General features: G+C 60.9%; 23 protein-coding genes. 9 read left to right on the top strand and 14 right to left on the bottom strand.

The genetic code is table 11. From position 1 onward, the window contains the following. Nucleotides 1–4 precede the first annotated feature (4 nt). A complete protein-coding gene (locus Q1A51_RS21490; RefSeq protein WP_299602284.1) occupies nucleotides 5–670 on the top strand; it encodes a D-lyxose/D-mannose family sugar isomerase in 666 nt (221 codons plus the stop codon). On the opposite strand, the gene Q1A51_RS21485 is transcribed toward Q1A51_RS21490, so the two are convergent. Further along, the gene (locus tag Q1A51_RS21485; RefSeq protein WP_299602282.1) at nucleotides 657–4,061 is read right to left on the bottom strand and encodes an indolepyruvate ferredoxin oxidoreductase family protein; all 3,405 of its coding nucleotides are present in this window, start codon (nucleotides 4,059–4,061) and stop codon (nucleotides 657–659) included. The genes Q1A51_RS21490 and Q1A51_RS21485 overlap by 14 nt on opposite strands. Before the next feature lie 124 nt (nucleotides 4,062–4,185). Here Q1A51_RS21485 and Q1A51_RS21480 point away from each other — a divergent pair, with 124 nt between their 5' ends. Then, a complete protein-coding gene (locus tag Q1A51_RS21480; protein WP_299205446.1) occupies nucleotides 4,186–4,644 on the top strand; it encodes an Lrp/AsnC family transcriptional regulator in 459 nt (152 codons plus the stop codon). Here Q1A51_RS21480 and Q1A51_RS21475 read toward each other — a convergent pair. Continuing rightward, the gene (locus Q1A51_RS21475; protein WP_299602279.1) at nucleotides 4,641–5,531 is read right to left on the bottom strand and encodes a LysR family transcriptional regulator; all 891 of its coding nucleotides are present in this window, start codon (nucleotides 5,529–5,531) and stop codon (nucleotides 4,641–4,643) included. The two genes, Q1A51_RS21480 and Q1A51_RS21475, sit on opposite strands and share 4 nt — an antisense overlap. 99 nt (nucleotides 5,532–5,630) lie before the next feature. On the opposite strand from Q1A51_RS21475, the gene Q1A51_RS21470 reads away from it, so the two are divergent. Together Q1A51_RS21470 and Q1A51_RS21465 are read left to right on the top strand one after the other, a co-directional pair. After that, nucleotides 5,631–6,266 carry a YceI family protein gene (locus Q1A51_RS21470; RefSeq protein WP_299602277.1) on the top strand — a complete coding sequence of 212 codons (636 nt, stop codon included), beginning with the start codon at nucleotides 5,631–5,633 and terminating at the stop codon, nucleotides 6,264–6,266. Between the two features lie 3 nt (nucleotides 6,267–6,269). Continuing rightward, nucleotides 6,270–7,010: an SDR family oxidoreductase gene (locus Q1A51_RS21465; RefSeq protein WP_299602274.1), complete on the top strand. Its 741-nt coding sequence runs from the start codon at nucleotides 6,270–6,272 to the stop codon at nucleotides 7,008–7,010. A 127-nt stretch (nucleotides 7,011–7,137) separates the two neighbouring features. Here the strand turns inward: Q1A51_RS21465 and Q1A51_RS21460 are convergent, their stop codons facing one another. The 8 genes from Q1A51_RS21460 to Q1A51_RS21425 are packed head-to-tail and all read right to left on the bottom strand — an operon-like array spanning nucleotide 7,138 to nucleotide 15,746. Then, nucleotides 7,138–8,406 carry a glutamine synthetase family protein gene (locus tag Q1A51_RS21460; RefSeq protein ID WP_299602272.1) on the bottom strand — a complete coding sequence of 423 codons (1,269 nt, stop codon included), beginning with the start codon at nucleotides 8,404–8,406 and terminating at the stop codon, nucleotides 7,138–7,140. A 5-nt stretch (nucleotides 8,407–8,411) separates the two neighbouring features. Next, nucleotides 8,412–9,632 (bottom strand): cytochrome P450, encoded by a 1,221-nt coding sequence (locus Q1A51_RS21455; protein ID WP_299602269.1) that lies wholly within the window; start codon nucleotides 9,630–9,632, stop codon nucleotides 8,412–8,414. Further along, nucleotides 9,629–10,342, bottom strand: a complete 714-nt coding sequence (locus tag Q1A51_RS21450) for a type 1 glutamine amidotransferase (RefSeq protein ID WP_299602267.1) — start codon at nucleotides 10,340–10,342, stop codon at nucleotides 9,629–9,631. The genes Q1A51_RS21455 and Q1A51_RS21450 overlap by 4 nt, the downstream gene beginning before the upstream one ends. Before the next feature lie 48 nt (nucleotides 10,343–10,390). Continuing rightward, on the bottom strand, nucleotides 10,391–11,323 hold the full coding sequence (locus Q1A51_RS21445; protein WP_299602265.1) for a tripartite tricarboxylate transporter substrate-binding protein: 933 nt from the start codon (nucleotides 11,321–11,323) through the stop codon (nucleotides 10,391–10,393). A gap of 37 nt (nucleotides 11,324–11,360) precedes the next feature. Beyond that, entirely contained in the window at nucleotides 11,361–12,851 is a 1,491-nt protein-coding gene (locus tag Q1A51_RS21440) for a tripartite tricarboxylate transporter permease (RefSeq protein ID WP_299602262.1), read from the bottom strand. Continuing rightward, nucleotides 12,851–13,591, bottom strand: coding sequence for a tripartite tricarboxylate transporter TctB family protein (locus Q1A51_RS21435; protein WP_299602260.1), 741 nt, complete (start codon nucleotides 13,589–13,591; stop codon nucleotides 12,851–12,853). Before Q1A51_RS21435 ends, Q1A51_RS21440 begins: the two co-directional genes overlap by 1 nt. Then, the gene (locus tag Q1A51_RS21430) at nucleotides 13,588–14,949 is read right to left on the bottom strand and encodes an aminotransferase class III-fold pyridoxal phosphate-dependent enzyme (protein ID WP_299602258.1); all 1,362 of its coding nucleotides are present in this window, start codon (nucleotides 14,947–14,949) and stop codon (nucleotides 13,588–13,590) included. Before Q1A51_RS21430 ends, Q1A51_RS21435 begins: the two co-directional genes overlap by 4 nt. Then, entirely contained in the window at nucleotides 14,946–15,746 is an 801-nt protein-coding gene (locus tag Q1A51_RS21425; protein WP_299602255.1) for an IclR family transcriptional regulator, read from the bottom strand. Before Q1A51_RS21425 ends, Q1A51_RS21430 begins: the two co-directional genes overlap by 4 nt. Nucleotides 15,747–15,835: 89 nt before the next feature. On the opposite strand from Q1A51_RS21425, the gene hpaE reads away from it, so the two are divergent. The 5 genes from hpaE (at nucleotide 15,836) to hpaH (ending at nucleotide 21,537) form a co-directional block, all read left to right on the top strand. Further along, on the top strand, nucleotides 15,836–17,347 hold the full coding sequence (hpaE, locus tag Q1A51_RS21420; RefSeq protein ID WP_299602253.1) for a 5-carboxymethyl-2-hydroxymuconate semialdehyde dehydrogenase: 1,512 nt from the start codon (nucleotides 15,836–15,838) through the stop codon (nucleotides 17,345–17,347). 104 nt (nucleotides 17,348–17,451) lie between these two features. After that, nucleotides 17,452–18,432 carry a 3,4-dihydroxyphenylacetate 2,3-dioxygenase gene (gene hpaD / locus Q1A51_RS21415; RefSeq protein ID WP_299602251.1) on the top strand — a complete coding sequence of 327 codons (981 nt, stop codon included), beginning with the start codon at nucleotides 17,452–17,454 and terminating at the stop codon, nucleotides 18,430–18,432. Between the two features lie 75 nt (nucleotides 18,433–18,507). Continuing rightward, nucleotides 18,508–19,905, top strand: a complete 1,398-nt coding sequence (locus tag Q1A51_RS21410; RefSeq protein WP_299602249.1) for a pyridoxal-dependent decarboxylase — start codon at nucleotides 18,508–18,510, stop codon at nucleotides 19,903–19,905. Next, nucleotides 19,902–20,753 carry a fumarylacetoacetate hydrolase family protein gene (locus tag Q1A51_RS21405; RefSeq protein ID WP_299602246.1) on the top strand — a complete coding sequence of 284 codons (852 nt, stop codon included), beginning with the start codon at nucleotides 19,902–19,904 and terminating at the stop codon, nucleotides 20,751–20,753. Before Q1A51_RS21410 ends, Q1A51_RS21405 begins: the two co-directional genes overlap by 4 nt. Continuing rightward, nucleotides 20,743–21,537: a 2-oxo-hept-4-ene-1,7-dioate hydratase gene (gene hpaH, locus Q1A51_RS21400; RefSeq protein ID WP_299602243.1), complete on the top strand. Its 795-nt coding sequence runs from the start codon at nucleotides 20,743–20,745 to the stop codon at nucleotides 21,535–21,537. The genes Q1A51_RS21405 and hpaH overlap by 11 nt, the downstream gene beginning before the upstream one ends. On the opposite strand, the gene Q1A51_RS21395 is transcribed toward hpaH, so the two are convergent. The 4 genes from Q1A51_RS21395 to xylF all read right to left on the bottom strand — a co-directional run bounded on the left by Q1A51_RS21395 (nucleotide 21,530) and on the right by xylF (nucleotide 25,617). Continuing rightward, nucleotides 21,530–22,465 (bottom strand): glucokinase, encoded by a 936-nt coding sequence (locus Q1A51_RS21395; RefSeq protein WP_299602240.1) that lies wholly within the window; start codon nucleotides 22,463–22,465, stop codon nucleotides 21,530–21,532. The two genes, hpaH and Q1A51_RS21395, sit on opposite strands and share 8 nt — an antisense overlap. Then, a complete protein-coding gene (locus Q1A51_RS21390; protein WP_299205497.1) occupies nucleotides 22,465–23,211 on the bottom strand; it encodes an ATP-binding cassette domain-containing protein in 747 nt (248 codons plus the stop codon). Before Q1A51_RS21390 ends, Q1A51_RS21395 begins: the two co-directional genes overlap by 1 nt. A 14-nt stretch (nucleotides 23,212–23,225) precedes the next feature. Further along, the gene (locus Q1A51_RS21385) at nucleotides 23,226–24,491 is read right to left on the bottom strand and encodes a sugar ABC transporter permease (protein ID WP_299602237.1); all 1,266 of its coding nucleotides are present in this window, start codon (nucleotides 24,489–24,491) and stop codon (nucleotides 23,226–23,228) included. Between the two features lie 148 nt (nucleotides 24,492–24,639). Continuing rightward, complete coding sequence (xylF, locus tag Q1A51_RS21380; protein WP_299205924.1) at nucleotides 24,640–25,617, bottom strand: D-xylose ABC transporter substrate-binding protein; 978 nt, start codon at nucleotides 25,615–25,617, stop codon at nucleotides 24,640–24,642. Between the last annotated feature and the right edge of the window lie 116 nt (nucleotides 25,618–25,733).

Raw genomic sequence — 25,733 nt, 5'->3', positions numbered from 1 at the left:
TCCCATGAAACGATCCCGCGTGAATGACATCCTGGCCGAAGGGGCCGCGTTCTTTATCAAGCACGGCTGGACCGTGCCGCCCTTTGGCGGCTGGACACCGGACGAGATGCGCAGCGACAAGGCCGCCCATATCCGCGACCGGGGCCTCGGCTGGGACATTACGGATTACGGACAGGGTCGCTTTGATGAGATGGGTTTGTTCCTGTTTACCATGCGCAATGGCGATCTGACCGAAATGGGGCAGCAGGGTGCGATGCTCTATGCCGAGAAGCTTATGATCTCGCGTCAGGACCAGCTGTCACCAATGCACCGCCATGTGCTGAAGACCGAGGATATCATCAACCGTGGTGGGGCCACGCTGGTGCTGGAACTGTTCACCTGCGATGCCGAGGGGCAGATGGATCGCAAGGCGGACGTTCAGGTGCTGACCGATGGCGTTCCGGTGACCTTGCCTGCTGGGGGACATTTAAAGCTGCCCGTGGGCGCGTCCGTGACGCTGACACCCACCACCTGGCACGCCTTTTGGGGTGAGGGCGGCGATTGCCTGATTCACGAGGTGTCGACCGTAAACGACGATCTGACCGACAATATCTTTGCCGAGCCCATCGGGCGGTTTTCCGACATCGAAGAGGACGTGGCCCCGACACACCTTCTGGTCAGCGACTACTAGCTTTCTCCAGAGCGACATCAGCCTCCGGTTTCAGCCGCGCGACGGCGTCGGCTTTGACAGGGCCGAAGCCGCGAAACTCCAGCGGTGCACCAAGGAATGCGCGGGCCGCTTCGTGGTCTGTGATGCCGTGGCTGAGACGGTCGAGACCCGAAACATACCAGTCGATCAGCGCCCGTTCTTCGCGCCGTTCCGCCGTGTGGCCAAACGGATCGAACGCGGTCCCACGCAGGCATTTGCCCTTGGCCAACGCTGTCATTGCGCGGGTCATCCATGGCCCAAAGCGACGCTTTAGCGGGCGGCCGCGTGCATCAGTTTTCCATGACAGAATTGGCGGCGCGAGATGGTGATGGACCATGAAATCACCGTCGAATTGCTCTGAGAGGCTTTCGGCAAACCCTGTTTCGGTATGCAGACGGGCCACCTCGTACTCGTCCTTGTAGGCCATCAGCTTGTACAGCGACTTGGCCGCGAGGCGCTGGCTTTCATCGTCAAACCCTGCGGTGTAGCGGGCCAACGTGTCGCGGTAGCGCTGCGCATAGGTTTCACCCTGATAGTCTACCAGCAAGGCCGCGCGATGCGCGATGATCTTGTCCACGGTTTGGGGTGCCTGTGAACGGCTGGGAGCAGCAAAGGCCGCCGGATCATACGCCCAGATGCGCCCGATCTCGAAGGCGCGGGCGTTCTTATCGACTGCCACGCCATTGAGGTGAATGGCCTGCTTCAAGGCCATCTCACTGACAGGAACGAGACCCTTTTGCCATGCCATCCCCAGCAGCATGACATTTGCAAACACGCTATCCCCTAGCATGCGTTCCGCTAGCGCATTCGCATCACACGTGGTCAAGTTATTCACGCCGATCACACCAGCGATGGCCGCCTCGCGATCATCGACGCGCAGGCTTGCGTCGCGGTGCAGGACCAGATCACCGGTGGGCATCTCTGCCCGGTTCAGCACCATGCGGGTGCCGGGATGATAATGGGCCGACGCCTTGGGCGCTGACGACACCACAATGTCACAGGCGATAACCGCATCCGCCGCAGCCTCTTCGATCCGCACCTGATGCAGGTCGTCCGGTGTCTGCCCCAACCGAATGTAGCTGAGAACCGTCCCGAATTTCTGGGCAAAGCCGGTGAAGTCGAGAACGGAAGCCCCACGCCCCTCAAGATGTGCCGCCATGGTGATGAGTGCGCCGACGGTCACGACGCCCGTTCCGCCCACGCCGGTGACCAGCAAGTCAAAGGGTGTGCCCAGTTTTGGAAGGGTTGGTTCGGGGAGGCCGCCAAACGCGGCTTCTATATCAAACTCCATGGCTTTGGGTGTCTTCCGCGTCGCACCCTCGACCGTGACAAAGCTGGGGCAGAAGCCGTTGAGGCAGGACATATCGGCGTTGCAGGTCGATTGGTTGATGCGCCGCTTGCGCCCCAAGGGCGTTTCCAAAGGCTCCACGCTCAGACAATTGCTTTCGACTGAACAATCGCCGCAGCCTTCGCACACCTCGGGGTTGATCACGGCAGAGGTCGAGACAGGCGGCAATTCCGCCCGCTTGCGGCGGCGGCGCTTTTCTGTGGCGCAGGTCTGTTCGTAGATCAGAACCGTCACACCCGGCACCTCGCGCAGCTCACGCTGCACAGCGTCCAGCGCCTGTCGGGCATGGAAGCTGGTGCCCGGGGGAAAGTCGGGCCGTGAAAACTTGGCAATGTCGTCGGACACCAGAGCGATCCGGTCTACACCTTCTGCCCGACTGGACCACGCAATGCCGGCGGCACTGACCGGGCCGTCAACAGGCTGCCCGCCCGTCATCGCGACCGCATCGTTGTAGAGCACTTTATAGGTGATGTTCGTCCCTGCGGCGACGGCTTGTCGGATCGCCAGAGACCCGGAGTGATACCATGTGCCTTCGCCAAGGTTCTGGAAGATATGCTTACCGCCGTTGAATTTCGAGGCCGCGACCCAGGGCACACCCTCGCCGCCCATCTGCGCATAACCACCTGTGTCCCGGTCCATCCACGAGGCCATGACATGGCAACCTATGCCTGACGCCGCCTTGGACCCTTCAGGCACCTTGGTCGAAGTATTGTGCGGACAACCCGAGCAAAAATACGGGGTGCGCGTCGCGCCTTCGACATTCAGTAGCTTTGGCGGTGTTTGCTGCGCTTTGGCCCGTGCAGGAAGGTCCAGATCGGGAACGAAGGCGTGCAATCGTTTGGCGATCAGGGGAGCGAGCAGCTTGGGGCTCAGCTCTCCGGTCCACGGGACCAAGGGGGCGCCGGTTTCGTCATGCTTGCCCACCATGCGCTCTGGTATGTCACGCGGCAGATCGTAAAACGCCTCTTTGAACTGGCTTTCGATGATCCCGCGCTTTTCCTCGATCACCATGACCTCGCGCTTGCCCCGCACAAAGGCGCGCGCGTCGCGCAAGGCCAGCGGCCAGACCATGCCGACCTTGTAGATGTCGATACCGTGGGCGCGGCACGTGGCTTCATCGAGGCCAAGAAGGCGCAGCGCCTCCATCAAGTCCAAATGCGCCTTGCCGGTCGTCACAAAGCCGAAATGCGCGTCAGGCACATCATAGATGCGCCAATCAATCGGGTTGGCCTGCGCAAAGGCCTGTACCGCGTCCAGCTTGTGCCCGATGCGCACCTCGATCTCGGGACTGGGCAAATCCGATGGGCGGATATGCAGACCACCGGGTGGGGCGACGTAATCCGGTTGGGCAAAGACTGGACCGGGCGGCAGGATCACCGACGCCCCGCTTTCCACGGTTTCCGAAATGGCCTTGAACCCCACCCATGTTCCCGAAAACCGGCTGAGCGCGAAGCCCCATGCGCCAAAGGTCAGATATTCGGCCACCGAGGCCGGGTTCAGCGTGGGCATGAACCACGTCATGAATGCAACATCGGATTGGTGCGGCATTGAGGATGACACACAGCCATGATCGTCCCCCGCTACGACCAAGACGCCACCCAGGGGTGACGATCCATAGGCGTTGCCGTGTTTCAATGCATCGCCGGACCGGTCCACCCCCGGTCCCTTGCCGTACCACATGGAAAAGATACCGTCGTGCTGACAACCAGGGTCCAACACAGCCTGTTGCGCGCCAAGGACTGCGGTCGCCCCAAGGTCTTCGTTGACTGCGGGCATGAACGTGATGCCTGCAGCATCGGTCCGCTGCTGTGCCCGCCACAGCTCCAGATCGAACCCACCAAGCGGCGACCCGCGATAGCCCGAGATAAAACCAGCCGTGTTGCGCCCGGCCGCCCGATCTCGTCGCGCCTGGTCCAGCATGATGCGCACCAGCGCTTGCGTTCCGGTCAGGAACACGCGTCCTTCCGTTCGGTCATAGCGGTCGTGGAGAGCGTAGGTGTCAAAGCGGTGGCGTGGGTCCGACATGTGCGGCCTCCTTTCCAATAGTATCGCGGTTCTTGGGTGGGAAAGGATTTCAGTTTCTCTGCGAATGGCCTAATGTGTGAAAAGCCATACCGATTTCAGTCTACAAGATGGATAAATTACCCACATGAAGATGGATCACCGCGACCACATCCTTTTGAAGCATCTTCAAGCGGACAGCCGCATCTCCAACGCTGACCTCGCGGATGCGGCAGGCATGTCGCCGTCCGCGTGCTGGCGGCGGGTGAAAGCGCTGGAGGAGGCAGGTATCATCGACCGCTATGGCGCGGTCGTGAACGCTACAGCGGCGGGCCTGACCTTTCAGGCCATCGTACATGTGCAACTGGCCCGCCATTCCGAGGACGAGTTGAACGCCTTTATCCAGGCGGTGTCGACACGGCGCGAAGTTGTGGAATGCTATGCCACCACAGGCCAATCCGACTACCAGATGCGCGTGCTGTGCCGCGATCTGGAAGCCTACAACGCCTTTCTTGAGACGTTCCTGTTCCGCCTATCCGCGGTTGCCAGTGCACAGACCAACGTTGTCTTGCGTGAAATCAAGCGCAACACCGGCATCGGGTTCTAGCGCAACCGGGCGCGCAGGAAATCAATGACGGCTCGGACCTTGGTCGGCAGATAGGTACGGCTAGGGTACAGCAGCCACGCCCCCGTATCGAAGGTGGTCGCCGTTACGTCGTGGTCCGGAAACAGATCGACCAGAGTGCCCTGCGCCAGATCGGTTTCGGTCATCCAGTTTGCCAACAGCGCAGGACCCAACCCGTTCCGCGCGGCTGTGCGCAGGGCCAGGGCGTTTGAGATCAGGATCGGGCCTGTGACCCCGACGATCGTCTCGGTCTGGTTTTTTCGAAACCGCCATTCGGTCCGGTAGTCCGGCAAGGTCATGCGCAGGCACGCATGGTCTGTCAGTGCCTCCGGCTTCCGCGGTCTGCCGTGTTGATCCAGATAGTCCGGGGACGCCACCACGCGATAACGCGTGGACATGAGCCGTGTGCTGATCAGATCGCCCTTGGGTGCAGGGGCAAGGCGGATGGCGATGTCGATCTGGCCCGCAACCAGGTCGATCGTCTGGTCGTTCAGGATCAGTTCAAGCTCGATTTCGGGCAGTGCCATACGCATGTCGGCGAGATGTGGCACGATCACCTCTTGCCCGAACGCGACCGACGCCGTGAGCCGCACGCGGCCAGACGGCTGTGTGCTGACCTCGGCCGCCGCGTCTCGCGCAAGGTCCATATCGTCCAGCAAGGGGCCGATCCGCGCCAGATACACCGAACCGGCTTCGGTCAGCGTGAGTTGCCGGGTTGAGCGTTGAAACAGCCGCAATCCCAACTGCCCCTCAATCCCTGCCACTGTCCGGCTGACTGAGCTGGGATCAACATCGAGCACACGCGCCACGGCGGCAAAGCTTTGATGGTGGGCGACAAGTTGCACAGTGCGAAGGGCGGTGATGTCCATTCATGCAATTTACGCATGAATACGATGCACTCAAACCAATTTTTTGCATGTTCCGCAACAGATAGGTGAGGGGCATCTGATCCCACAAGGAGATATGACATGTTCCGCACACTACCACTTGCCGCCTTTTTGCTTGGCACCATGCCCGCCGGTGCCGCGCCAACCGAATGGACACTTGACCTTGGCCACGCTCATATTGGTTGGGAAATCAATCACATGGGGTTGAGCCGCACGGTGGGCCGCTTCAACAGCTACGACGGCACCTTTCTGATTGACGAAGAGAACCCGGCCAATTCTCAGATTACCTTCACCGTCGATGCGGCCAGCATCGACAGCAATCACGAGGCGCGCGACGCGCATCTGCGGCACGCGGATTATCTGGATGCGGACAACAACCAGCAGATCACCTTCATATCCACAGACATTCTGATGCTGACGCCCTCCAGCGGAAAGTTGACAGGTGACCTGACAATGCGTGGCCAGACTGCGCCGGTGACGCTGGACTTCACCATGGTGCGGGACCGAGTCTATCCCGACTTCATCCCAAACTACGATGAGGTACGTGTTGTCGGGTTCGAGGCCACGGGTGAAATCCTACGCCTCGATCACGGGATGGATTTCATAGCGTTCCTCGACAGCCCGACGGGCCTGAGCGTCGATGTCGATCTGCATTTTGATCTGGTGCAATGCGAGGGTGCGACTGAAGACAACACCCCCTGCACATGGGGTCGTTGAACCATGGAGCATGTCAAAGGCAAAACCGTTGTCATCACCGGGACCAGCAAGGGGATCGGGGCGGCCAGCGCCCGGGTCCTCGCCCGCCTTGGCGCCCATGTTGTGCTCGCAGCACGAACCGGTGATGCGCTGCTGGAGTTGGCAAAGGAAACCAGCGGCATTGCGGTGCCCTGTGATGTGAGCGACTTTGCCCAAGTGCAAGGCGTGATCGAACAAGCGGGTGATGTGGATGTGCTGGTCAACAATGCCGGGTTGATCGATCCGATTGCGCTGCTGGCGGACAGTGATGCCACCGCTTGGGGGCGGGTCGTCGATGTGAACGTCAAAGGGGTTTATCACGGCCTGCGTGCGGTCTTGCCCGACATGGTGGCGCGCGGGTCGGGGACGGTTATCAACATCTCCTCCGGCGCGTCCACAAGCGCGCTTGAGGGGTGGAGCCACTACTGTGCAACCAAGGCCGCCGTTCTGTCCCTGACGCGCGTGGCGGATAAAGAGGTGCGCGGGTCAGGCGTGCGCGTTATGGGCCTGTCTCCGGGCACGGTCGCAACAGACATGCAACGCGAGATCGCCGCGTCCGGCATCAACCCGGTTAGCCAATTGTCGTGGGACGCCCACATCCCACCCGATTGGGTTGGGCAGGCCATTGCCGTTTTGATGGGGCCTGAAGGCAATGCGTGGTGTGGTCAGGACTTCTCGCTCAAGACGGAGGCTGGGCGCAACATCGTCGGGCTGCCCCCGCTTTGAGGTCGGGGCGGACGACACGTCCGCCTTACAGGTTCTGGTGCGTAAGGCGCAGCTTGCTGCGTCCGCGCGGCGGAGGTGACCTCCGCCTTACGATGATCCACCTGTCAGGCGCACCTGTTGGTGCGCCCTAGACGAAGGGCAGGTAGTAGTCGCGCACCTGATCCACGGACTTGTCCTTGAGCCGCTTCCATTCGTCTTGCTTGAGAAAGATCAACGCATCGCAGATCGCTTCCCCCACAGCCATGCGCAGGGGCTTGTCCGCATCCAGCGCATCTAACGCCTTGTCCAGCGCCGATGGTACATGGCGGGTCGCCCGGATGTTGTCCAAGCCATCAAGGTCCTCGGCCGGCTCCAGCGCATAGCCACCACTCACACCCAGAAGCGATGCCTGCAGAACGGATGCAACGGCAAGATACGGGTTCGTCGCGCAGTCCGCCATGCGATGCTCCAACCGGGCGGAGCGCGGTGAGCTCACGCAAGACCGCGTTGTCACAAGCCGGTGGTCATCGGCCCAATTGGCCCAATACCCGGCCATGGATGCTGGGCCGAGACGGTCATAACTGTTGACCGTCGCAGCAAGCAAACCTGCCAACCCCTCGTGATGGTGGATGAGCCCCGCCATGCATCCCTTGGCAATATCAGACAGCGCACCGTCAGGCGCGATCACATTGGCCCCTTGCGCGTCCGCAAAACTGAAATTCACATGCAGACCGGACCCGCCCCGGTCTGGAATGGGCTTGGGCAGGAAGGTCAGCAACAGCCCCATCTCTGCAGCGACCTCTCGTGCCATCGTGCGGAACAAAAACGCGTTGTCACAGGCCGCCACGGCCGTCTCGAACTTCATTGTCAGTTCGAATTGGCCATTGTCATACTCGCCATTCATCGACTCGATGGGCAGGCCAGCCGCATCTGCCGTAGACCACAACGCATCCATCAACCCCGCAGGATCATTCTGCGGACCCGTGCCGTACACGAACGCACCTGGGGTGTCGTAGGGTGTCCACACCCCGTCTGCATCCTGCTGGAAGACATAGGCTTCCATCTCCAAGCCAACCATCGGGGTCAGCCCCTTCATCTCCCACGCCGCGACTGCGGCTTGCAACCGCCCACGAGCGCAAAGGCCAAAGGGCGCGCCATCCACGTGCAATGTGCCCAGCGCGATTTCGCTGTCCTGCTGCCAGTCAGGGCGGCGGTCACCATCCAGCACCAGTTCCATGTCCGGAATGCCGTCGAACACCCCTGCCCCGGGGACCGGGATCAGGTCGCGGTCAAAGGTCGTACCAAAGACACCACGGGCAAAACCGATCTTGCCCCCCGCAGCCACGTCCGGTGGCACGAACTTGCCCCGTGGCAGGTTGAGCAGATCACAGAAAAGGGTGCGGGTGCGGTTCGTCATGGTCGTCACTTCAGCGTTGAGCGGACAGTCAACGATTTGACCCCGCAGATAAAATTCGAGCGTGTCCAGGTGGGCAGCCCCACAGCGTCTAGCGCGTAGATCCGGCCCGCAAGTTCCTGCAGCACGCATTTCAGTTCCAACTTGGCAAGCCACATGCCCAGACAGACATGCGGTCCGCCCTGCCCGAAGGCGACGTGGCGGTTCGGACTGCGATCCAGTTGCGCAACATGGGGATTGTCGAACATCGCCTCGTCGCGGCTGCCCGATACGAACCACATCAACACCTTGTCACCTTCACGAATGGTCCGACCGTGCATCTCGATATCCCGTGTCGCGGTGCGTCGAAAATGCAATGTGGGCGAGGCGAGGCGAATGAACTCATCTGCGCAGGTCTCCCACACCTGCCCGCTCTGCAATGCTCCAAGCAGGTCCTTTTGCTGTGTCAGCAGATGCAGCGCCATTGCGATCGAATAACGGGTCGTGTCATTGCCCGCCGCGACCAGCAGACAAAAGAAGTTCTTGAAGTCCTGCCCGGTGATTGCGCCGTCTTCGCTGCGCAGCACACGGGCGAGGATGCCCTTGTCATCCACGTCACGTGTACCGTTCAGGATATCATCGGCATAATCATACAATTCCACCCCGGCAGGTGAGCGGAAGGGCATCATGCGGTAAGCATCGGTATCCACCTTATCGATAACCGTATTGGTAAAGTCAGGATCGGTATTCCCGATCAATGCGTCGCCCCGTTCCACGAGCCAATCCAGATCGGCATCCGGCACACCGAGGATGCGGCCCAGCATCAGCATGGGCAGGCGTTTGGCGATCTTGTCGACAGCATCGAATTCGGTGTGATCCAATGCCTCTGCTACGATGTCCTGTGCCAACTCGCGGATCAGGGGTTCGAACTGCGCGACGACCGGCTTGGCAAAGGCCGGGTTCACCGCACGCCGGGTCACAGTGTGCTCGGGCGGGTCGGTTTCCTGAAACGTGCGGCGGGCGAGGTATTCCTCGTGGCTCTGATCTTCGATCCGGATGCCTTGGGCGCTGGAAAACGTGTTTGGGTCCTTTTGGGCCGCTATGATGTCAGCATAGCGGGTGAGGGACCAAAACCCCCTTTGCCCACCAAACGCTTCCGTCCAATGCGCAGGCGCTTCGGCCCGCATCTGCGCGAACGTCTCGTGTGGCACACCATCCACAAAGCTGTCGTGATCAGCGAGATTTTTCATGGCGTGCCTCCGAAAAAGCGGGTGGCCCAATCCGCGAACAGCGGGCCGTCATTGGTGCGGGTCAGCGTTGCTTCGGCGTCGGCCACCTCCTCCGGGCTCAGATGCGGTTTGGTGTAGTCGAGCACGCAGCGCATGAACGGATCGGAAAACTCCGGGTGCGCTTGGGTGGTGAAGATGTGGTCGCCTTTGGTGAACCCGGCGACGGCACATTTGGGCGATGTGGCCCAGGGCGCGCACCCATCAGGCAAGGCCGTCACCGCGTCATGGTGAAACTGGTAGAGACCGATGGACGGCACGACGGGCTGCATCCATGGCAAGGTTTCCGAGACCTCGATTTGATCGATCCCGATGTTCCAATCCTGCCGGGCCACCGTTCCGCCCAACGCCACCGCAATCGCCTGATGTCCGAAACACGCGCCCAGCAAGGGCTTCTTTGCGGCATCGCAAGACCGGATGAAATCGTAGAGCGGTGGTAGAAAGGCCAGATCATCCAGAACGCTCAGCGGCGAACCGGTGATCAGGTACGCATCCTGTTCGTCCACATCCTGCGGGACCTCGCCCCCGATGGTCATGTAAACACGGTAGGTGAACCGCTGATCCTGTGCATCGAACAAATCGCGGAAGCGGTGCGCATCGTCAGGAAAGGCATCGCCAACCTCGACCGACCGGTCGTGGTTCACTTGCAGGATACCGAGCTTCAGGCGGGGCATATACTTTCTTTCCAAAGGCGGGGACGGCGCGAACCGCCCCCGGCTGTTTCAGCGACCCAGGATCTCGTTGATCTCGGCTGACTTGGCGCGGTCCGCTTCGATGCGCGCCTGTGCCTCCTCCTGGCCTTGCCAGTAGACAGCGGCCCCGGTCTCGGCCATCAATGCCTGCGCTTCATCCGATGCCATGGTTTTGGCTGCCACTTCGGCAATGGTATCGATGACCTCCTGTGGCGTGCCCTTGGTCACGAACAGGCCGTTCCACAATTCAACATCATTCACACCCGATTGAGCTGCGATGGTCTCTACTCCATCGAGCTTCGCAATGGGCTGAGCGCCAATGTTGCCCAGCACGTTGATGTCATCCAGGCAGGGTTCGATCAGCGCGAGCGTCGTATTGATCACATCGGCATCGCCCGACAACAGCGTATTGCAGTCCAGCAGGTCAAAGGCGCTGTCATCGGCAAACTCGAACCCCATCTTGGCCGCTGCCGCCATGGACACCGCCGTGGGCGTCAGGCCCGCACCAAAGTGACCCAGAACGACGTCATTGTCTTGCGCATGGGCGGCCAGTTCGGCCATGTTGGAATAGGGCGCATCGCCCGAAGCAGCCAGCACGAACGGGTAGGTCAGGAATATCCCGACGGGAACAAAGCTGTCCTCTTCGATGCCAATATCGATCTTCGGGCCAACAATTGGCACACCGATCACAAAGGACCCGATGACCGATCCGTCATTGGGCGCATTCAGCACCTCCAAAGCGCCGGGGAATGGGCCATCCCCGCCGCCGGGACGGTTCACGACCGAAGCCGGTTGCCCCGTCGCTTCGGCCATATCGGCGGCGATCATGCGCGTCAGAATGTCCTCGAAATCGCCAGGAGGCCACGGCACGATGAACTGCACCGGACCGGTGGGATATTCGGCCAACGCGGGGCCGGTCAGGGCGGCCAAGGCAAAGGCCGCTGAGGTCAAAAGCTTTTTCATATGTACTCTCCCTGAGATTGTTTTTTGCTTTTGGTGGTTAATGTTCAAACCTCTTCGTCCGGAGGCTTTGGGCGATCGTGACACCAATCACGATCAGGATGACAACAAAAAGTGTGCCCGACACAGGCCGGTTCACCAGATCGAAGACGGTTTTGATCTGACCTGCCCCCGCCGTCAGCTTCTCGATCATGATCGAACCGAGGACGAGGCCCAGCACGATGGGTACAAGTGGCCAGTCGAGACGGCGCAGGATAAAGCCCAGGTAACCGAAGCCAGCGGCGAACATGCAATCCGCAAACGAGTTGCGGATCGAAAAGACGCCAACAAAGGCCAGGATCAGGATGAACGCGCCCAAGAGACGGTTGGGGACATAAATGATGCGCGCAATCCATTTCGTGGACATCAGCAGCGTGATGATGACCAGCACGTTGATGATCAAAAGCGCGATAAAAAGAGAGAACAGGAAATCCGGGTTATTCTCGAATATGTCGGGGCCGGGTTTGATGCCTGCATCAAAGAACACGACCATCATCATGGCCGTCAACGCTTCGCCCGGCACGCCCAGCGCTAGAAGGGGCACCATAGCGGCAGCTGGCACTGCGTTGTTGCTTGCCTCGGACGCAATCAAACCGTCGGGCGCGCCACGCCCAAACTTGCCGGGCTCTTTCGACATGGCGCGCGCAGTGGAGTAGCTGAAGAACTGTGCCACGAACTCACCCACCCCCGGGATGATCCCCATGATAGTTCCGTAGCCCGCGCTGATGGTCGCCACGGCTGGGTGTTTGCGCAGTTCCCCGAACCCGCGCAACAGACCGCCTTTGAGCCGCGCCTCGGGTGGGTCGGCATCCTTACCGGTCAGCAGGAACAGCGCTTGTGAAATGGCGAAGATACCCAAGATGACGACGATCAGGTTGAAGCCGGGGTAAAGGTATTCGATGCCGAACGTATAGCGGTCGATCTGCTTGAGCGATTGCCGCCCGACCAGTGCAATGAGAAACCCAAGTCCGAAAAGCAGCGCCGCAATCCCCATCGTCTTGCGATGCGCCGCGATCAGCAGAACTGCACCGAGGGCTGCGGCCATGAAAATATCCCGCTGTCCGAACAGCGCGCCCAGATCGCGCAGGTATGGGCCGAACAGCATCAGCGCCCCAAGCCCGAGCAGGATGGAAAAGCAGCCCCCGAAAAAGGACGCAGAGTAGGCCAGCGATAACCCCCGAGCCGCCTCACCCCGCCGGGTCATAGCATAACCGTCATAGGTGGTCAGCGCATTCACCGGCGTGCCCGGCGTATTGATCAGAATGGCGGGGATGGCACCGCCGTACATGCTGGATCCATAGACCCCCAACAGCAGCACCAGAGACACAAGGTCATCCAAAAAAACGGTCGCGGGCAGCAGGATCGCAATGGCAATGGCCGGCCCGATCCCCGGCACGGCCCCAATCGCCAACCCACCCACAGAGCCAATGAGGATCGCCACCAGAACAGGCACGCTGGCGAGGTTGTCGAGGCCGGTCCAAAACGCCTCCATCAGAACCACACCTGCATGAAGGTTTCCATGCGCTGCGGCAGTTGGTCATAAAGCCAGATATTCACTGGAGTCTTGATCTGTAGCCCGGTGCGAAAGACCAGAACGATGGCTAAACTCGCCGCCAGACAAATGCCCATCCACCGCCAGCCGCGATAACCTAGACACCATGGCAAGAGCGTCCCCAACAACACTGTCGACACTAGATAACCAAGCACTGGCACAAGCAGAGTGTAGGCCACGAACCAAACGACATATTCCAGCGCGCGCAACCACTGCCCCAGCTCATGGGCAATGCCGGTTGGCTGCTTGAACCGCTGTCGCCACGCCTGCGCCCGCCATGCCCCGCGCAGGTTCCAAAGGGCGGCAGGCACCAAAACCCCCAGACAGATCAACGGCGCCACCCAGCTTTGCTTGAGGATGCGGCCCAGGCGGGCAGTGCGCCCTTCGGGTGCGGTTACCCCAAACTGGTCCATCCAATAGCGCGCCATGTTCTGCGGCAGTTTGCGGTCCTCCCACCCCGTTTGAGTGAAGAAGAAGACAAGAAAGAACAGGGCCAAACCGGCCATGAACATGGAAAAGATCAGATCCCCCCGCCCGCGCCGGAAATCGGTGATGTCGGTGACATTGATCTTGCTGTCTGGCGGGCAGGCACTGGCAAAAGCGCGCCCCGTGGTGTCTGACCGGATGGGCCGCACCGCCGTTGCGCTGCGCGGCGCTGGGGATGCTGACCTTGACTTCACGCCACCTCGGCCATGGCCTTCAGGCCGGTTTCGGTGGCAGACAGTATTTTCTGTACGTGCCCCGCATCGATGACCAAGGGCGGTGAGAAGATGGCGTTGTTGCCTGACACCCGGATCATCACACCGTCCTCATAGGCCGCCTTCTGAAACACCAAAGGCAGCGCCTTGCCAATCGGGGTCTTGTTGCCTCGGTCGCTCACCAGCTCGATGGCGCACATCAAACCTTCGCCCCGCACATCCCCGATGTGATCATACCGTTCCGACAAAGCGTTCAATCCGGCCTTTAGCTCTGGCCCACGGGCCCGCGCATTCTCCCACGGTCGGATACGCATCGTCTCTTCCACCGCTGCCACGGCAGCAGCCGCCCCGACCGGGTGACCTGAATAGGTATAGCCGGAATCGACGGACCCGACCCCGCTTTCATCATCTTCAAACACAGCCGCGACATGATCAGCGATCATCACGGCCCCGAAGGGAAAGTAGCCATTTGTGATGGCCTTGGCCGTGCACATCAGGTCCGGCTGCACGCCCCAATGGCGCGATCCTGTCTCATCCCCTGTGCGCCCAAAGGCAGTGATCACTTCATCCGCGATCAGCAGCACGCCGTGCTTCTCGCAGATGTCGCGCACCATGGGCATGAAACTGGGGTGCGGCGGGATCACACCGCCCGCGCCCTGCACCGGCTCCATGATGAAGGCAGCAATGGTGTTGGCACCCTGAAAGGCGATCTCACGCTCCAACATCCCCGCACTCAGGTGCGCGAGTTCCTCGGGATCGTCCGTGCCAAACGGATTGCGATACAGGTAAGGTCCGGGGATGTGGTAGCACCCTGCCATGAGCGGCTCATAGGAATTGCGGAACTTTGCATTCCCATTGACCGATGCCCCACCAAAATGCGTGCCGTGATACCCTTTGTCGAGGCTGATGAACTTGGTCCGCGCACCCTCGCCCCGGATGCGGTGGTACTGGCGGGCCAGCTTCAGCGCGATCTCGATACTGTCCGACCCACCACTGGTGAAAAAGCTGCGCGTCATGCCATCGGAGCCAAAGAAGTCGGCCAGTAAATACGCCAACTCAATCGCCTTGTCGTTCGACGTACCTCGGAACGTCGAATAGTAGGGCAGCGCATCTAGTTGCCCTGCAATCGCGTCCTTCACCGGTTGGCAGGAATAGCCCAGATTGACGTTCCAGAGGCCGCCAACGGCATCAATGCTGCGGTGACCGTCCACGTCGGTGATGAACACCCCCTCACCCCCTGTCAGGATCGTGGGCGGGTTCGCCATGCTGTCGGCGGGGTGCGCCATGGGATGCCAGAACTGGCGGGCGTTGTGTTCCTTCAGAAAGTTGCTGTCCTTCATGACGCGGCCCTTTCCTGTGCCGGTGTCCAAAGCTGGACGATATGGGATGGCACGGAGCCGCCCAGGGCCTGACTGATCTCTTCCCCGCGCGCCATGAGCAGACGCGCCAAATGCGCCTCGGTCGCCTTGCCGCCGCGACCCGTGGGATAGGCAATGGAACAGGTGGCAAAAGCCCTGCTGGCAGCGTCAAACAACGGGATGGCAACCGACGACACGCCGAGGCGCAAGGCATCGCGATTGCGGGCATATCCACGCTGCGCGATCTGCTTCAATTCCCCCTCGACCTCCATCCGGTTCGGCGCCGGCGCGCCTGGCAACTGCGTGCGTGGGTCAGCCAGGGCAAGGTCCAACAGCCCGCCCGGGGCAAAGGCCAGATACGCCTTGCCTGACGCGGTCGCAAACAGGGGTGGCAGGCCATAGGCATCGAAACTGACCCGCACTGGATGATTGTGTTCCTCGGCGTGGTGCACATGGACTAGGTCAAAGCCCTGCAAACGACTGACATGCACCAACTCACCTGCATCGCGGCTGAGATCGTCAATGACGCTGCGCAGCATCTCGACCTCGGGCACGGTGCGCACGCGCATCCCCGCCAGCCGGGTCAAAGCAGCTCCAAGGCGGTAGGCCCGCGTGCTTGTGTCCTGCTCAAGAAACCCCGCCTGCTCAAGCGCTACAAGGTGACGATGCACCGTCGCCTTGTCCCGCCCGGTCAGGCGCTGCACGTCGGACAACCCCAAACGGGGCCGGGCATCACTGAACAGGTCCAACAGACCCAAGGCCTTGGCGATGGTCGACATAGGATGAAGCTTGACCCACCTGCCATCCCCTTGCAATATATTTTTGCATCCATCGGTTCACTATGTGAACCAACAAGAAGAAAGAAAGCATGTCAGCGCTGCACGACAACATCGCAAATCTGGCCCCACACCTGACCCGGATCGGGGAAACGGGCATCCTGAACCATATCAACGGACAGGCTGTTCCCGCCGCATCCGGAGCATGGTTCGACACGACATCACCCGTGGATGACAGCATGATCGCCCGTGTTGCCCGCAGTGATGCGCAAGACATCGACGCAGCCGCCCAAGCGGCCAAAGCCGCTTTTCCCGCATGGCGCGACATGCCTGCCGCCGACCGCAAGCGCATCCTGCACGCCATTGCCGACGGGATCGAAGCGCGCGCCGAAGAAATCGCGCTGTGTGAATGCTGGGACACAGGCCAAGCCCTGCGCTTCATGTCCAAAGCCGCCCTGCGCGGCGCCGCCAATTTCCGCTTCTTCGCCGACCGTGCACCAGCGGCCCGCGACGGGCAGGCGCTTCCCTCGCCCACCCTGATGAACATCACAACCCGCGTGCCAATTGGTCCTGTGGGCGTCATTACCCCGTGGAACACGCCCTTCATGTTGTCCACTTGGAAGATCGCCCCAGCACTCGCTGCTGGCTGCACGGTCGTTCACAAACCCGCCGAACTCAGCCCCTGGACCGCTCGCATCCTGATCGAGATCGCCGAAGAAGCAGGCTTGCCCCCGGGCGTCTGGAACCTGGTCAACGGGATGGGCGAGGACGCAGGGCGCGTCTTGACCGAACACCCGGACATCAAGGCAATCGCCTTCGTGGGCGAGTCGAAAACCGGGTCCGCCATCATGGCCCAGGGTGCGCCCACCCTGAAACGTGTACACTTCGAACTGGGCGGCAAAAATCCCGTGGTGGTCTTTGATGACGCCGACCTCGACAATGCGCTCGATGCCGCCATCTTCATGATCTACTCGCTCAACGGCGAACGCTGTACGTCCTCCTCACGCCTGCTGGTGCAGGACACGATCGCCGATGACTTCGAGGCAAAACTCGCAGCCCGCGCGAAAGCAATCAACGTGGGCCACCCACTGGACCCCGCAACCGAGGTTGGTCCTCTCATCCACGCAGGACACAGGGCCAAGGTCATGGCCAGCTTCGACACGGCCAAAGCCGAAGGGGCCACAATCGCAGCAGGCGGCACACGCGTTGGAGACACAGGCCAATTCGTGGCCCCAACCCTCTTCACCAACGCGACAAACGACATGAAAATCGCCCAAGAGGAAATCTTCGGCCCGGTCCTCACCTCCATCCGCTTTGAAACAGAAGAACAGGCCCTGCACATCGCCAACGATACAGCCTACGGCCTGACCGGCTATGTCTGGACCGCGGACGTCACCCGCGCCATGCGGTTCACCGATGGGCTCGAAGCCGGTATGATCTGGGTCAACTCCGCCAATGTCCGGCACCTGCCCACGCCGTTTGGCGGTATGAAAGCCAGCGGCATCGGACGCGACGGCGGCGATTGGTCGTTCGAATTCTACATGGAACAGAAACATATCGGCATCGCCACCGGTGACCCGAAAATCCCCCGGCTCGGCACATGACCCTTCTTCTGGCCGGAAATACCTCAGGGAGTTTGAGGGACAGCGTCCCTCATTCCCCAAATATGAATCGCGCGCGGCGCAGCCGCCCTATTTAGGAACAGCCGATGCCGATCCCTCCGCCCGAGCTTTACCCGCCGTTCAACATCGTGCGGCTCAGCCACGTGGAATACCGGGTGGCGGACCTTGCAGCCTCGCGCGCCTTCTACGTGGATACACTCGGCCTGCAGATTACACATCAAGACGATCAAACGATCTACCTGCGCGCGATGGAGGAGCGTGGTCACCACTGCATCATCCTGACCCGATCGGGCAGCGCCAGTGTCGCAAGGCTCGGCTTCAAGCTCTACGACCACCCCGATCTCGACAAGGCTGAGGCGTGGTTCCGCACCCAAGGTCAACCCACTGCATGGATCGACCGCCCCTTCATGGGCCGCGTCCTGCAAACCACCGATCCATGGGGTGTGCCTCTCGAATTCTATGTTCAGATGGACCGCCTGCCGACCATCGCGCAGAAATACGCGCTCTATCGGGGCGTCAAACCGCTGCGCATCGACCATTTCAACCTGTTCTCATCCGACGTGGACGGGGCGGTTGCGTTCTACACACAGATGGGGTTCCGCACGACAGAATACACCGAAGACGCAGAGACAGGCAAAACCTGGGCCGCATGGATGCACCGAAAGGGCGGCGTGCATGACATCGCCTTCACCAACGGCACAGGGCCGCGCCTGCACCATTCGGCTTTCTGGGTCCCTACCCCGCTCAACATCATTGACCTGCTCGATCTGATGAGTACGACGGGCTACCGCGAGAACATCGAGCGCGGCCCCGGGCGGCACGGCATCTCGAACGCCTTCTTCCTTTATATCCGCGACCCCGATGGCCACCGGATCGAGATCTACTGCTCGGACTACCAAACCGTCGATCCCGACCACGAACCGATCAAATGGGACCTCAAGGACCCACAACGCCAAACCCTTTGGGGCGCTCCCGCTCCGCGCAGCTGGTTCGAGGAAGGCAGCCTGTTCGATGGCGTGGACACGTCCGCCCCCCTTCTCAAAGCACAGCCCATCGTGGCACCCTGATATTGGCGGAGGACACCTCCGCTTCACCCCCGTAAGGCGCACGTGCCCGTGCGCCCCGCCCGAAAGGACGAGACCATGAGCTGGGACGATTTCGCCAAACACGCCAAGGATGCTGCCGATTGGGGGGTAAACTACCACAACACCCTCCGCGATCGCCCGGTACGCGCGCAAACCAAGCCGGGAGAGATCGCCGCGCAACTTGCAGACGCACCGCCAGAAGATGGAACTGATCTGGCGGCGATCCTGGAAGACTTCGAACGCATCGTGATGCCGGGCATCACCCATTGGCAGCACCCGCGCTTCTTCGCTTACTTCAACTCGAACGCCGCGCCCGCGTCGGTTCTGGCCGAATTTCTGACATCCATTATCGCGCCGCAATGCATGCTCTGGCAAACCTCGCCCGCCGCGACCGAGATGGAGACGCGGATGATGGACTGGCTGCGTCAGGGCCTTGGCCTGCCCGAAGGGTATCAGGGCGTCATTCAGGATAGCGCCTCGTCAGCCACGCTCGCCGCCGTCCTTACCATGCGCGAACGCGCGTTGGAATTCCGCGGCAATATCGAAGGGCTGCACGGACAACCGCAGCTGCGTATCTACTGTTCAGATCAGGTACACACCTCCATCGACCGCGCCATCTGGGTCGCGGGCATCGGACAGGACAATCTGGTCAAGATCCGCACCACCGGCGATCTGCGTCACATGGACCCGCTGGATCTGGAAGCCGCCATTGCCGAGGACAAGCAGGCGGGGCGCATCCCGGCCGGGATCATCGCTGCGACCGGCGCCACCGGCATGGGCGCCAGCGACGACCTTGAAGCGGTCGCTGCAGTGGCCGAAGAACATGGCATCTACACCCATCTCGACGCGGCATGGGCCGGCACAGCCATGATCTGCCCGGAATTCCGCACGCTCTGGACCGGGGCCGATCGCTTCGACAGTATTGTCTTCAACCCGCACAAATGGCTGGGGGCACAATTCGACTGTGCAGCGCATTTCTTGCGCGATCCCGACCAACTCCGTCAGACGCTCGCGATCCGCCCCGAATACCTCAAGACGCACGGGGCCGAGGACGTCATCGACTATTCAGAATGGACGATCCCGCTGGGCCGCAGGTTCCGCGCGCTCAAACTGTGGTTCCTGATGCGGCACTACGGCATGGAAGGGTTGCGCAGTCGTATTCGCAACCATGTTGCCTGGAGTCAGGCCCTGTGCGAGCGGCTCCGGGCCGAAGATGATTTCGAGATCGTGACCGAACCGATCCTGTCGCTGTGGACCTTCAAGGCTGCGGGCGCGTCGAACGACGACACCCAACGCCTTGTGGATTCCATCAATGACGATGGCCGCATCTACCTGACCCAAACGCTGGTCGACGGGCAAAAGGTGATCCGCTTCCAGGCCGGGCAGTTTGATTGCGAAGAACGGGATTTCAACACCGCCTTCGACACAATCACCGAGATTGCGAGAGGCCTATGAAATTCGCCACCTACACCACCGCCGGAAACCAATATTACGGCGCGGTGGCAGATAACGGGATGATCCCCCTGTCCCCCAACTTTCCTCAATGGACCACCCTGCGCAACGTTATCGAAAACGACGGCCTGCACGCGCTTGCGAAAGCTGCCCAAGGGCGCACGGCCACGCATCACGATGTCACCTATGATATCCCCGTCCCCAACCCGGAAAAGATCATCTGCGTCGGCGTAAATTTCCCCGACCGCAATGCCGAGTACAAAGACGGGCACGAGGCGCCGCCGAACATGTCGCTCTTCCCCCGCTTCCCACGCAGCTTCACGGGTCACAACCAGCCGGTCATCCGTCCCCCGGAAAGCGAGAAACTGGACTACGAAGGCGAGATCGCCATCGTCATAGGCAAGGGCGGGCGGCGGATTGCCGAGGCGGATGCTTACGACCACATCGCGGCCCTGACCCTCTGCAACGAGGGCACCATTCGCGACTGGGTTCGCCATGCCAAGTTCAACGTCACGCAGGGTAAGAACTGGGACGCCTCGGGGGCAATGGGCCCATGGATCGTGCCGTTCACCCATGCAGCGCAACTGGACGATATCCGCCTGACAACCCATGTGAACAGTGAGTTGCGGCAAGACGACCGGACCTCTCGCATGCTTTTCCCAATCCGCCGCCAGATCGCCTACATCTCGACCTTCACCACCCTGGTGCCCGGCGACATCATCGTGACCGGCACGCCTACCGGCGCAGGTGCACGGTTCGATCCGCCGAAATTCCTCAAACCCGGCGACGTCGTCGAAGTAGCCGCAGAAGGCATCGGCACACTGCGCAGCGAGGTTATCGATGACACCTGAGGACCACAAGACCGCGGCCCTTGCGCTTGTCGAGGCGGAGCGAACAGGCCAACAGATCGGCCTGCTGTCAGTCGCGCATCCGGACATCGACATGGACGATGCCTATGCAATTCAGGAACAGGTCGTCGCGGCCAAGGTCGCTGCAGGCGATCCAGTGATCGGTTGGAAAATCGGGCTGACCAGCCGCGCGATGCAGATGGCACTGAACATCGACATTCCCGATAGCGGGGTTCTGACGCAGTCCATGCAATTCGACACAGGCGCCACGATCCCCGCGGGCCACTTCATCCAACCGCGGATCGAGGCCGAGATCGCCTTTGTCATGAAATCAGATATCGGCGGCGCAGACGTGACCCGCGACGACGTGCTGGCCGCGACAGACTACGTGGTGCCAGCCCTTGAAATCCTCGACACCCGCATCCTGCGCGCGGACCCGGACACAGGTCAGCCGCGCAAGGTTTTCGATACCATCGCCGATAATGCGGCAAATGCGGGCATTGTCGTTGGTACCCAACGCAACGCACCGGAAAACCTACGCTGGGTCGGGGTAATCGTGAAAATGGGCAACACGGTCGAGGAAACGGGGCTTGGTGCGGGTGTCCTGAACGATCCGGTGGAAAGCGTGGTTTGGCTCGCGCGGCGCATGGCGCTCTACGGCAACACGATCAAGGCAGGCCAGGTGATCTTGTCAGGCAGCTTTATCCGTCCAATAGAATGCCCGCCGGGCACCAATATAGAAGCCGATTTCGGCAGCTTTGGACGCGTTGATCTAAGCTTTAGCTGACGCGCGCCAACAACCGCGCAGCGCAGCCGCCCAAAGCGACGGTGTCCGACACGAACAGAAACGCCGGAATACGGGCGAACTGCCCGTCAAAGCTGCTGTCAGCACGCAATGGGGCTAGCACGCGCTCCCGCCGTTCCGGCGCCATCAGGAACTTCGCCAACGACCCGTTAAAGTACAGCCCCGCCCGCGGGAAATAGGAATAGGCCAATTCACGCACCATAAGGCCAAAGGCCTCGGTACAAACCTCAAGCGCTTCGCGGGCACGGGGGTCATCGGACTTGGCCAATTGCTCGGCGCTATCGACATCCACACCAATGACATGGGCCAGACGCAACAGGCCAACGCCGGAAAACAGGTTCTCGACACTGTCGAAACGCGCCGTGTCAGGCATATGCGCCTGCAGGATGGACATCACGCTGGACGGTAGGCTGGCATGGCCCTGCTCTGACGTGAAAACGGTGCCACTCTCCATGTTGACGGCCGACACGTTGAACCCCGTGCCAAGACCAACCACCAGCGCCTGCCCGGCGCCGCCAAGAGCAGCGCCGTCGTGCAATGGCTCAACCGCATCGGGTGCAACGGTGGGCACCGCCTGTCCCAACGCCTCAAGGTCGTTGATCAAAACCACCTCGTCAGCACCGAAAGCGGCAGCAAGGGCACCCGCATCGAAATCCCAATTCCGGTTCGTCAGACGAGCGCGATCGCCTGCCACAGGACCAGCCACCGCGATAACGACATGAGATGGCACTGAACGCCCATCCAGGTAGTTGGTCGCAAGATCAAGAAAGCTGCCAAAATCGGCATTGGGACACTTCACCACCGTGTCCGCGATGACCCCATCGCGACCAACAAAGGCCATACGCGTATTCGTCCCGCCAACATCAGCAACAAGGCCAATAGCCCGATCCTGCACACCCGCATCCTGCATTACGATTCGCCCGGCTTCTTACCCAAGATGATCATTCCGAGCAGGTCATCGTCCGTCACGTCGGCAACGTCAACAGTCCCAACCAGCTTTCCGTTTTTCATCACGGACGCGCGGTCACACAGCTCCATCACATCATGGATGTCGTGACTGATCAGGAAGATGCCGATGCCTTCAGCCTTCAACTGCTGGATCAGTTCCGAAACCATCTGCGTCTCGTGTGGACCAAGGGCGGCGGTGGGTTCATCCATGATCAGAATGCGCGCATTGAAATACACCGCACGGGCAATCGCCACCGACTGACGCTGACCACCCGACAAGGCACTGACCGGATCCTTGAACTTTTTGAAGTTCGGGTTCAGCCGCGCCATGATCTTGCGGGTCTCGGCCTCCATCGCGTCATCATCGACAAAGCCCATTGACGACACCAATTCGCGTCCCAGAAACAGGTTCGACGCGGCATCAAGGTTATCGGCCAGCGCAAGCGTCTGGTAGATCGTCTCGATATTGTAGGTCCGCGCGTCACGCGGGTTGTTGATGGTCGCCTTTTCGCCGTTGATACGGATTTCACCCGTGTCCATGGCATAGGCGCCCGACAATATCTTGATCAGCGTCGATTTGCCTGCACCGTTGTGACCCAGGAGGCCCACAACTTCGCCCGGCTTCAGGTCGACCGACACGTGGTCTACCGCCTTGATCCCGCCAAAGCTGATCGAGATGTCCTTCATTTCGACAAGAGGTGTTGTCATATCAAAGTCCTCCCTCAGACGCCCGCACGGCGGCGATAAACGATGTCGATCCACACCGCGAGCACGAGCACAAAGCCCACGACGATGTTCTGCAGCGGAGCGTCCACGCCGACCGAGGCCATGCCCGATTGCAGCGACTGCATGATCAGCGCACCAATGACAGCACCGTAGATCGTACCCGCGCCACCCGACAGGGCAGTGCCCCCGATGACAGCAGCGGCAATCACGCGCAGCTCGTCCAGTGTGCCCAGACCCACGTCTACGGCGTTCAGACGGGCCGATGCGATGATCGACGCGATGCCGGTCAGGGCCCCCATCAGGGCAAAGACCTTGACCGTCAGAAGGCGCGTATCGATGCCCGACAGCGATGCCGCTTCCGGATTACCACCGGTGGCATAGACATAGCGGCCAAAGCGGGTGCGCGTGGCGATGATGGTCATCACGATCGTGACGGCCAGCAGGATCACAACCGGAATAGCGATACCATGGTTCCAGACCATGCCGTCAGTATACTCGATACCGCGCGCTTCGGTCATGCGGCGCATGGCGCCCCGCGGGATCGGATAGCTGTTCATGATCCAGACAAAGGCAATGATCAGACCGGCGGCCATGGCCATCAGGATCCCTTCGGCCCAGACCGGTTTGACGGTAAAGCCGTGGGTCGCCTTGCGACGCCGGCTCAGCAGCATGATGCCAACAGCAACTAGCGCGGCTATGGTGCCGAACACCCAGCTCAGCGTTTCACCCAGCGTCCCCTCTGCACCACCGCCCAGTAGGCGGAAGACAGGGTCGAGCGGCGCTTGGGTTTGGCCCTTGGTGACCCACCACATCGCCCCACGATAGACGAGGAAGCCGCCCAGCGTCACTATGAAGGCGGGTACTGTCAGATAGCCGATGACCCACCCTTGTATCGCGCCCAAGAACGCGCCCATCAAGACTGCGGCAATCACAGCGATGACCCAGATCATAGGATGACCCAGACCCAGCATAGATGGCAGCCACTGGACCTGCAGCGCCGCCACGGTCATACCGATAAAGCCCAAAAGCGAGCCTACGGACAGGTCGATGTTGCGTGTGACGATCACGAACACCATGCCCGTTGCCATCACGGCAACGGATGCTGTTTGAACGCTCACGTTGAAAAAGTTGCGCGGGGACAGAAAGCGCCAGTCGGTAAAGAAACCGAACACGAGCCAGATGACGACAAGCGCCCCGATCATCCCCAAAAGCCGGGCATCAAGGCCCAGCTTGTCCATCATTGATTTGGCCTGGTCTTCCATGCGCCCTGCCCTTTGTTACCCGGTTGCGGTGGCACAATGTCTCCGTCGACAGGCAAGCCTGCCGTCACGATGTGCCGAAATGTGTGGTGAGTGTGGTCATGTGCCGCCCCGGCGCGCAACAGGCGCCGGGACGTAACTTGGTGCGCTTTTATTCGCAGGCGGCCAGCGAGGAGCCCGCGCACAGCGCGTCTTTTTCGATCCAGCCTGCGTCCAGAACAACGTCCAGGTTGTCGGCTGTCACCGGAACGGGCTCAAGGAAGATCGAGGTCATTGTGGTGCCACCGGGCGATGTCCAGTCAGCTGCGCCTGCAACATCTTCACCCTTGGCCAGGGACACGGCGATCTCGCCTGCTGCCTTTCCAAGCGCACGTGCGTCTTTCCACACGGACACTGTCTGCGTGCCGGTTGCGACACGGTTCAGAGCGGCATGGTCACCGTCCTGGCCGGACACTGGAATACCTTCCATGCCTTGCGCGGTCAGGGCCGCCACAACACCACCCGCGGTGCCGTCGTTGGACGCGACAACGGCGTCAACTTTGTTGTCAGCTGCGGTCAGGATCTGTTCCATGTTGCGCTGCGCGTTCGCAGGCACCCAGCCATCGGTGTAGGCTTCGCCAACGATGGTGATGTCACCGGCGTCGATGGCCGCTTGCAGCACCTCTTGCTGACCGCCACGCAGGAAGTCTGCGTTCGGGTCGGTGGGCGAGCCCTTGATCATGACGTAGTTGCCCTTGGGCTGCGCGGCCAGAACGGCACGGGCCTGCATGCGGCCAACTTCGACGTTGTCAAAGGTCAGGTAGAAGGCGCGGGCGTCTTCGATCAGACGGTCATAGGCAACGACCGGGATATCTTCGTCGGCAGCGGCTTGCACGGCTGGGCCAATGGAAGATGCGTCCTGCGCCAGGATGATCAGCGCGTTTGCGCCCTGTGCAATCAGGCTTTCGATATCTGCCAACTGCTTGGCCGACGACGATTGCGCATCAGCGGAAATATAGTTTGCACCAGCGGCATCCAGCGCGGCCTTGATCGCGGCCTCGTCAGTTTTCCAGCGCTCTTCCTGGAAGTTCGACCAGCTCACGCCCACGGTCACTGCATGACCGTCAGCCAGAACTGGCGAAGTAAGCATTGTGGCAGCCGCCAGGGCGCCAAGTAGCGTGCGTCGTTTCATAGGTGTCCTCCCAAAGACATGCCCGTCCGTCACGATTTTGCGGCGGGTGACCCATTGTTAGCAACTTAAATTCG

Source organism: uncultured Tateyamaria sp. (assembly GCF_947496075.1).
In the GTDB taxonomy this organism is placed as follows: domain Bacteria; phylum Pseudomonadota; class Alphaproteobacteria; order Rhodobacterales; family Rhodobacteraceae; genus Tateyamaria.
Note: the sequence above shows the minus strand (reverse complement) of the source record. Positions and strands in the feature narration are given on the sequence as shown.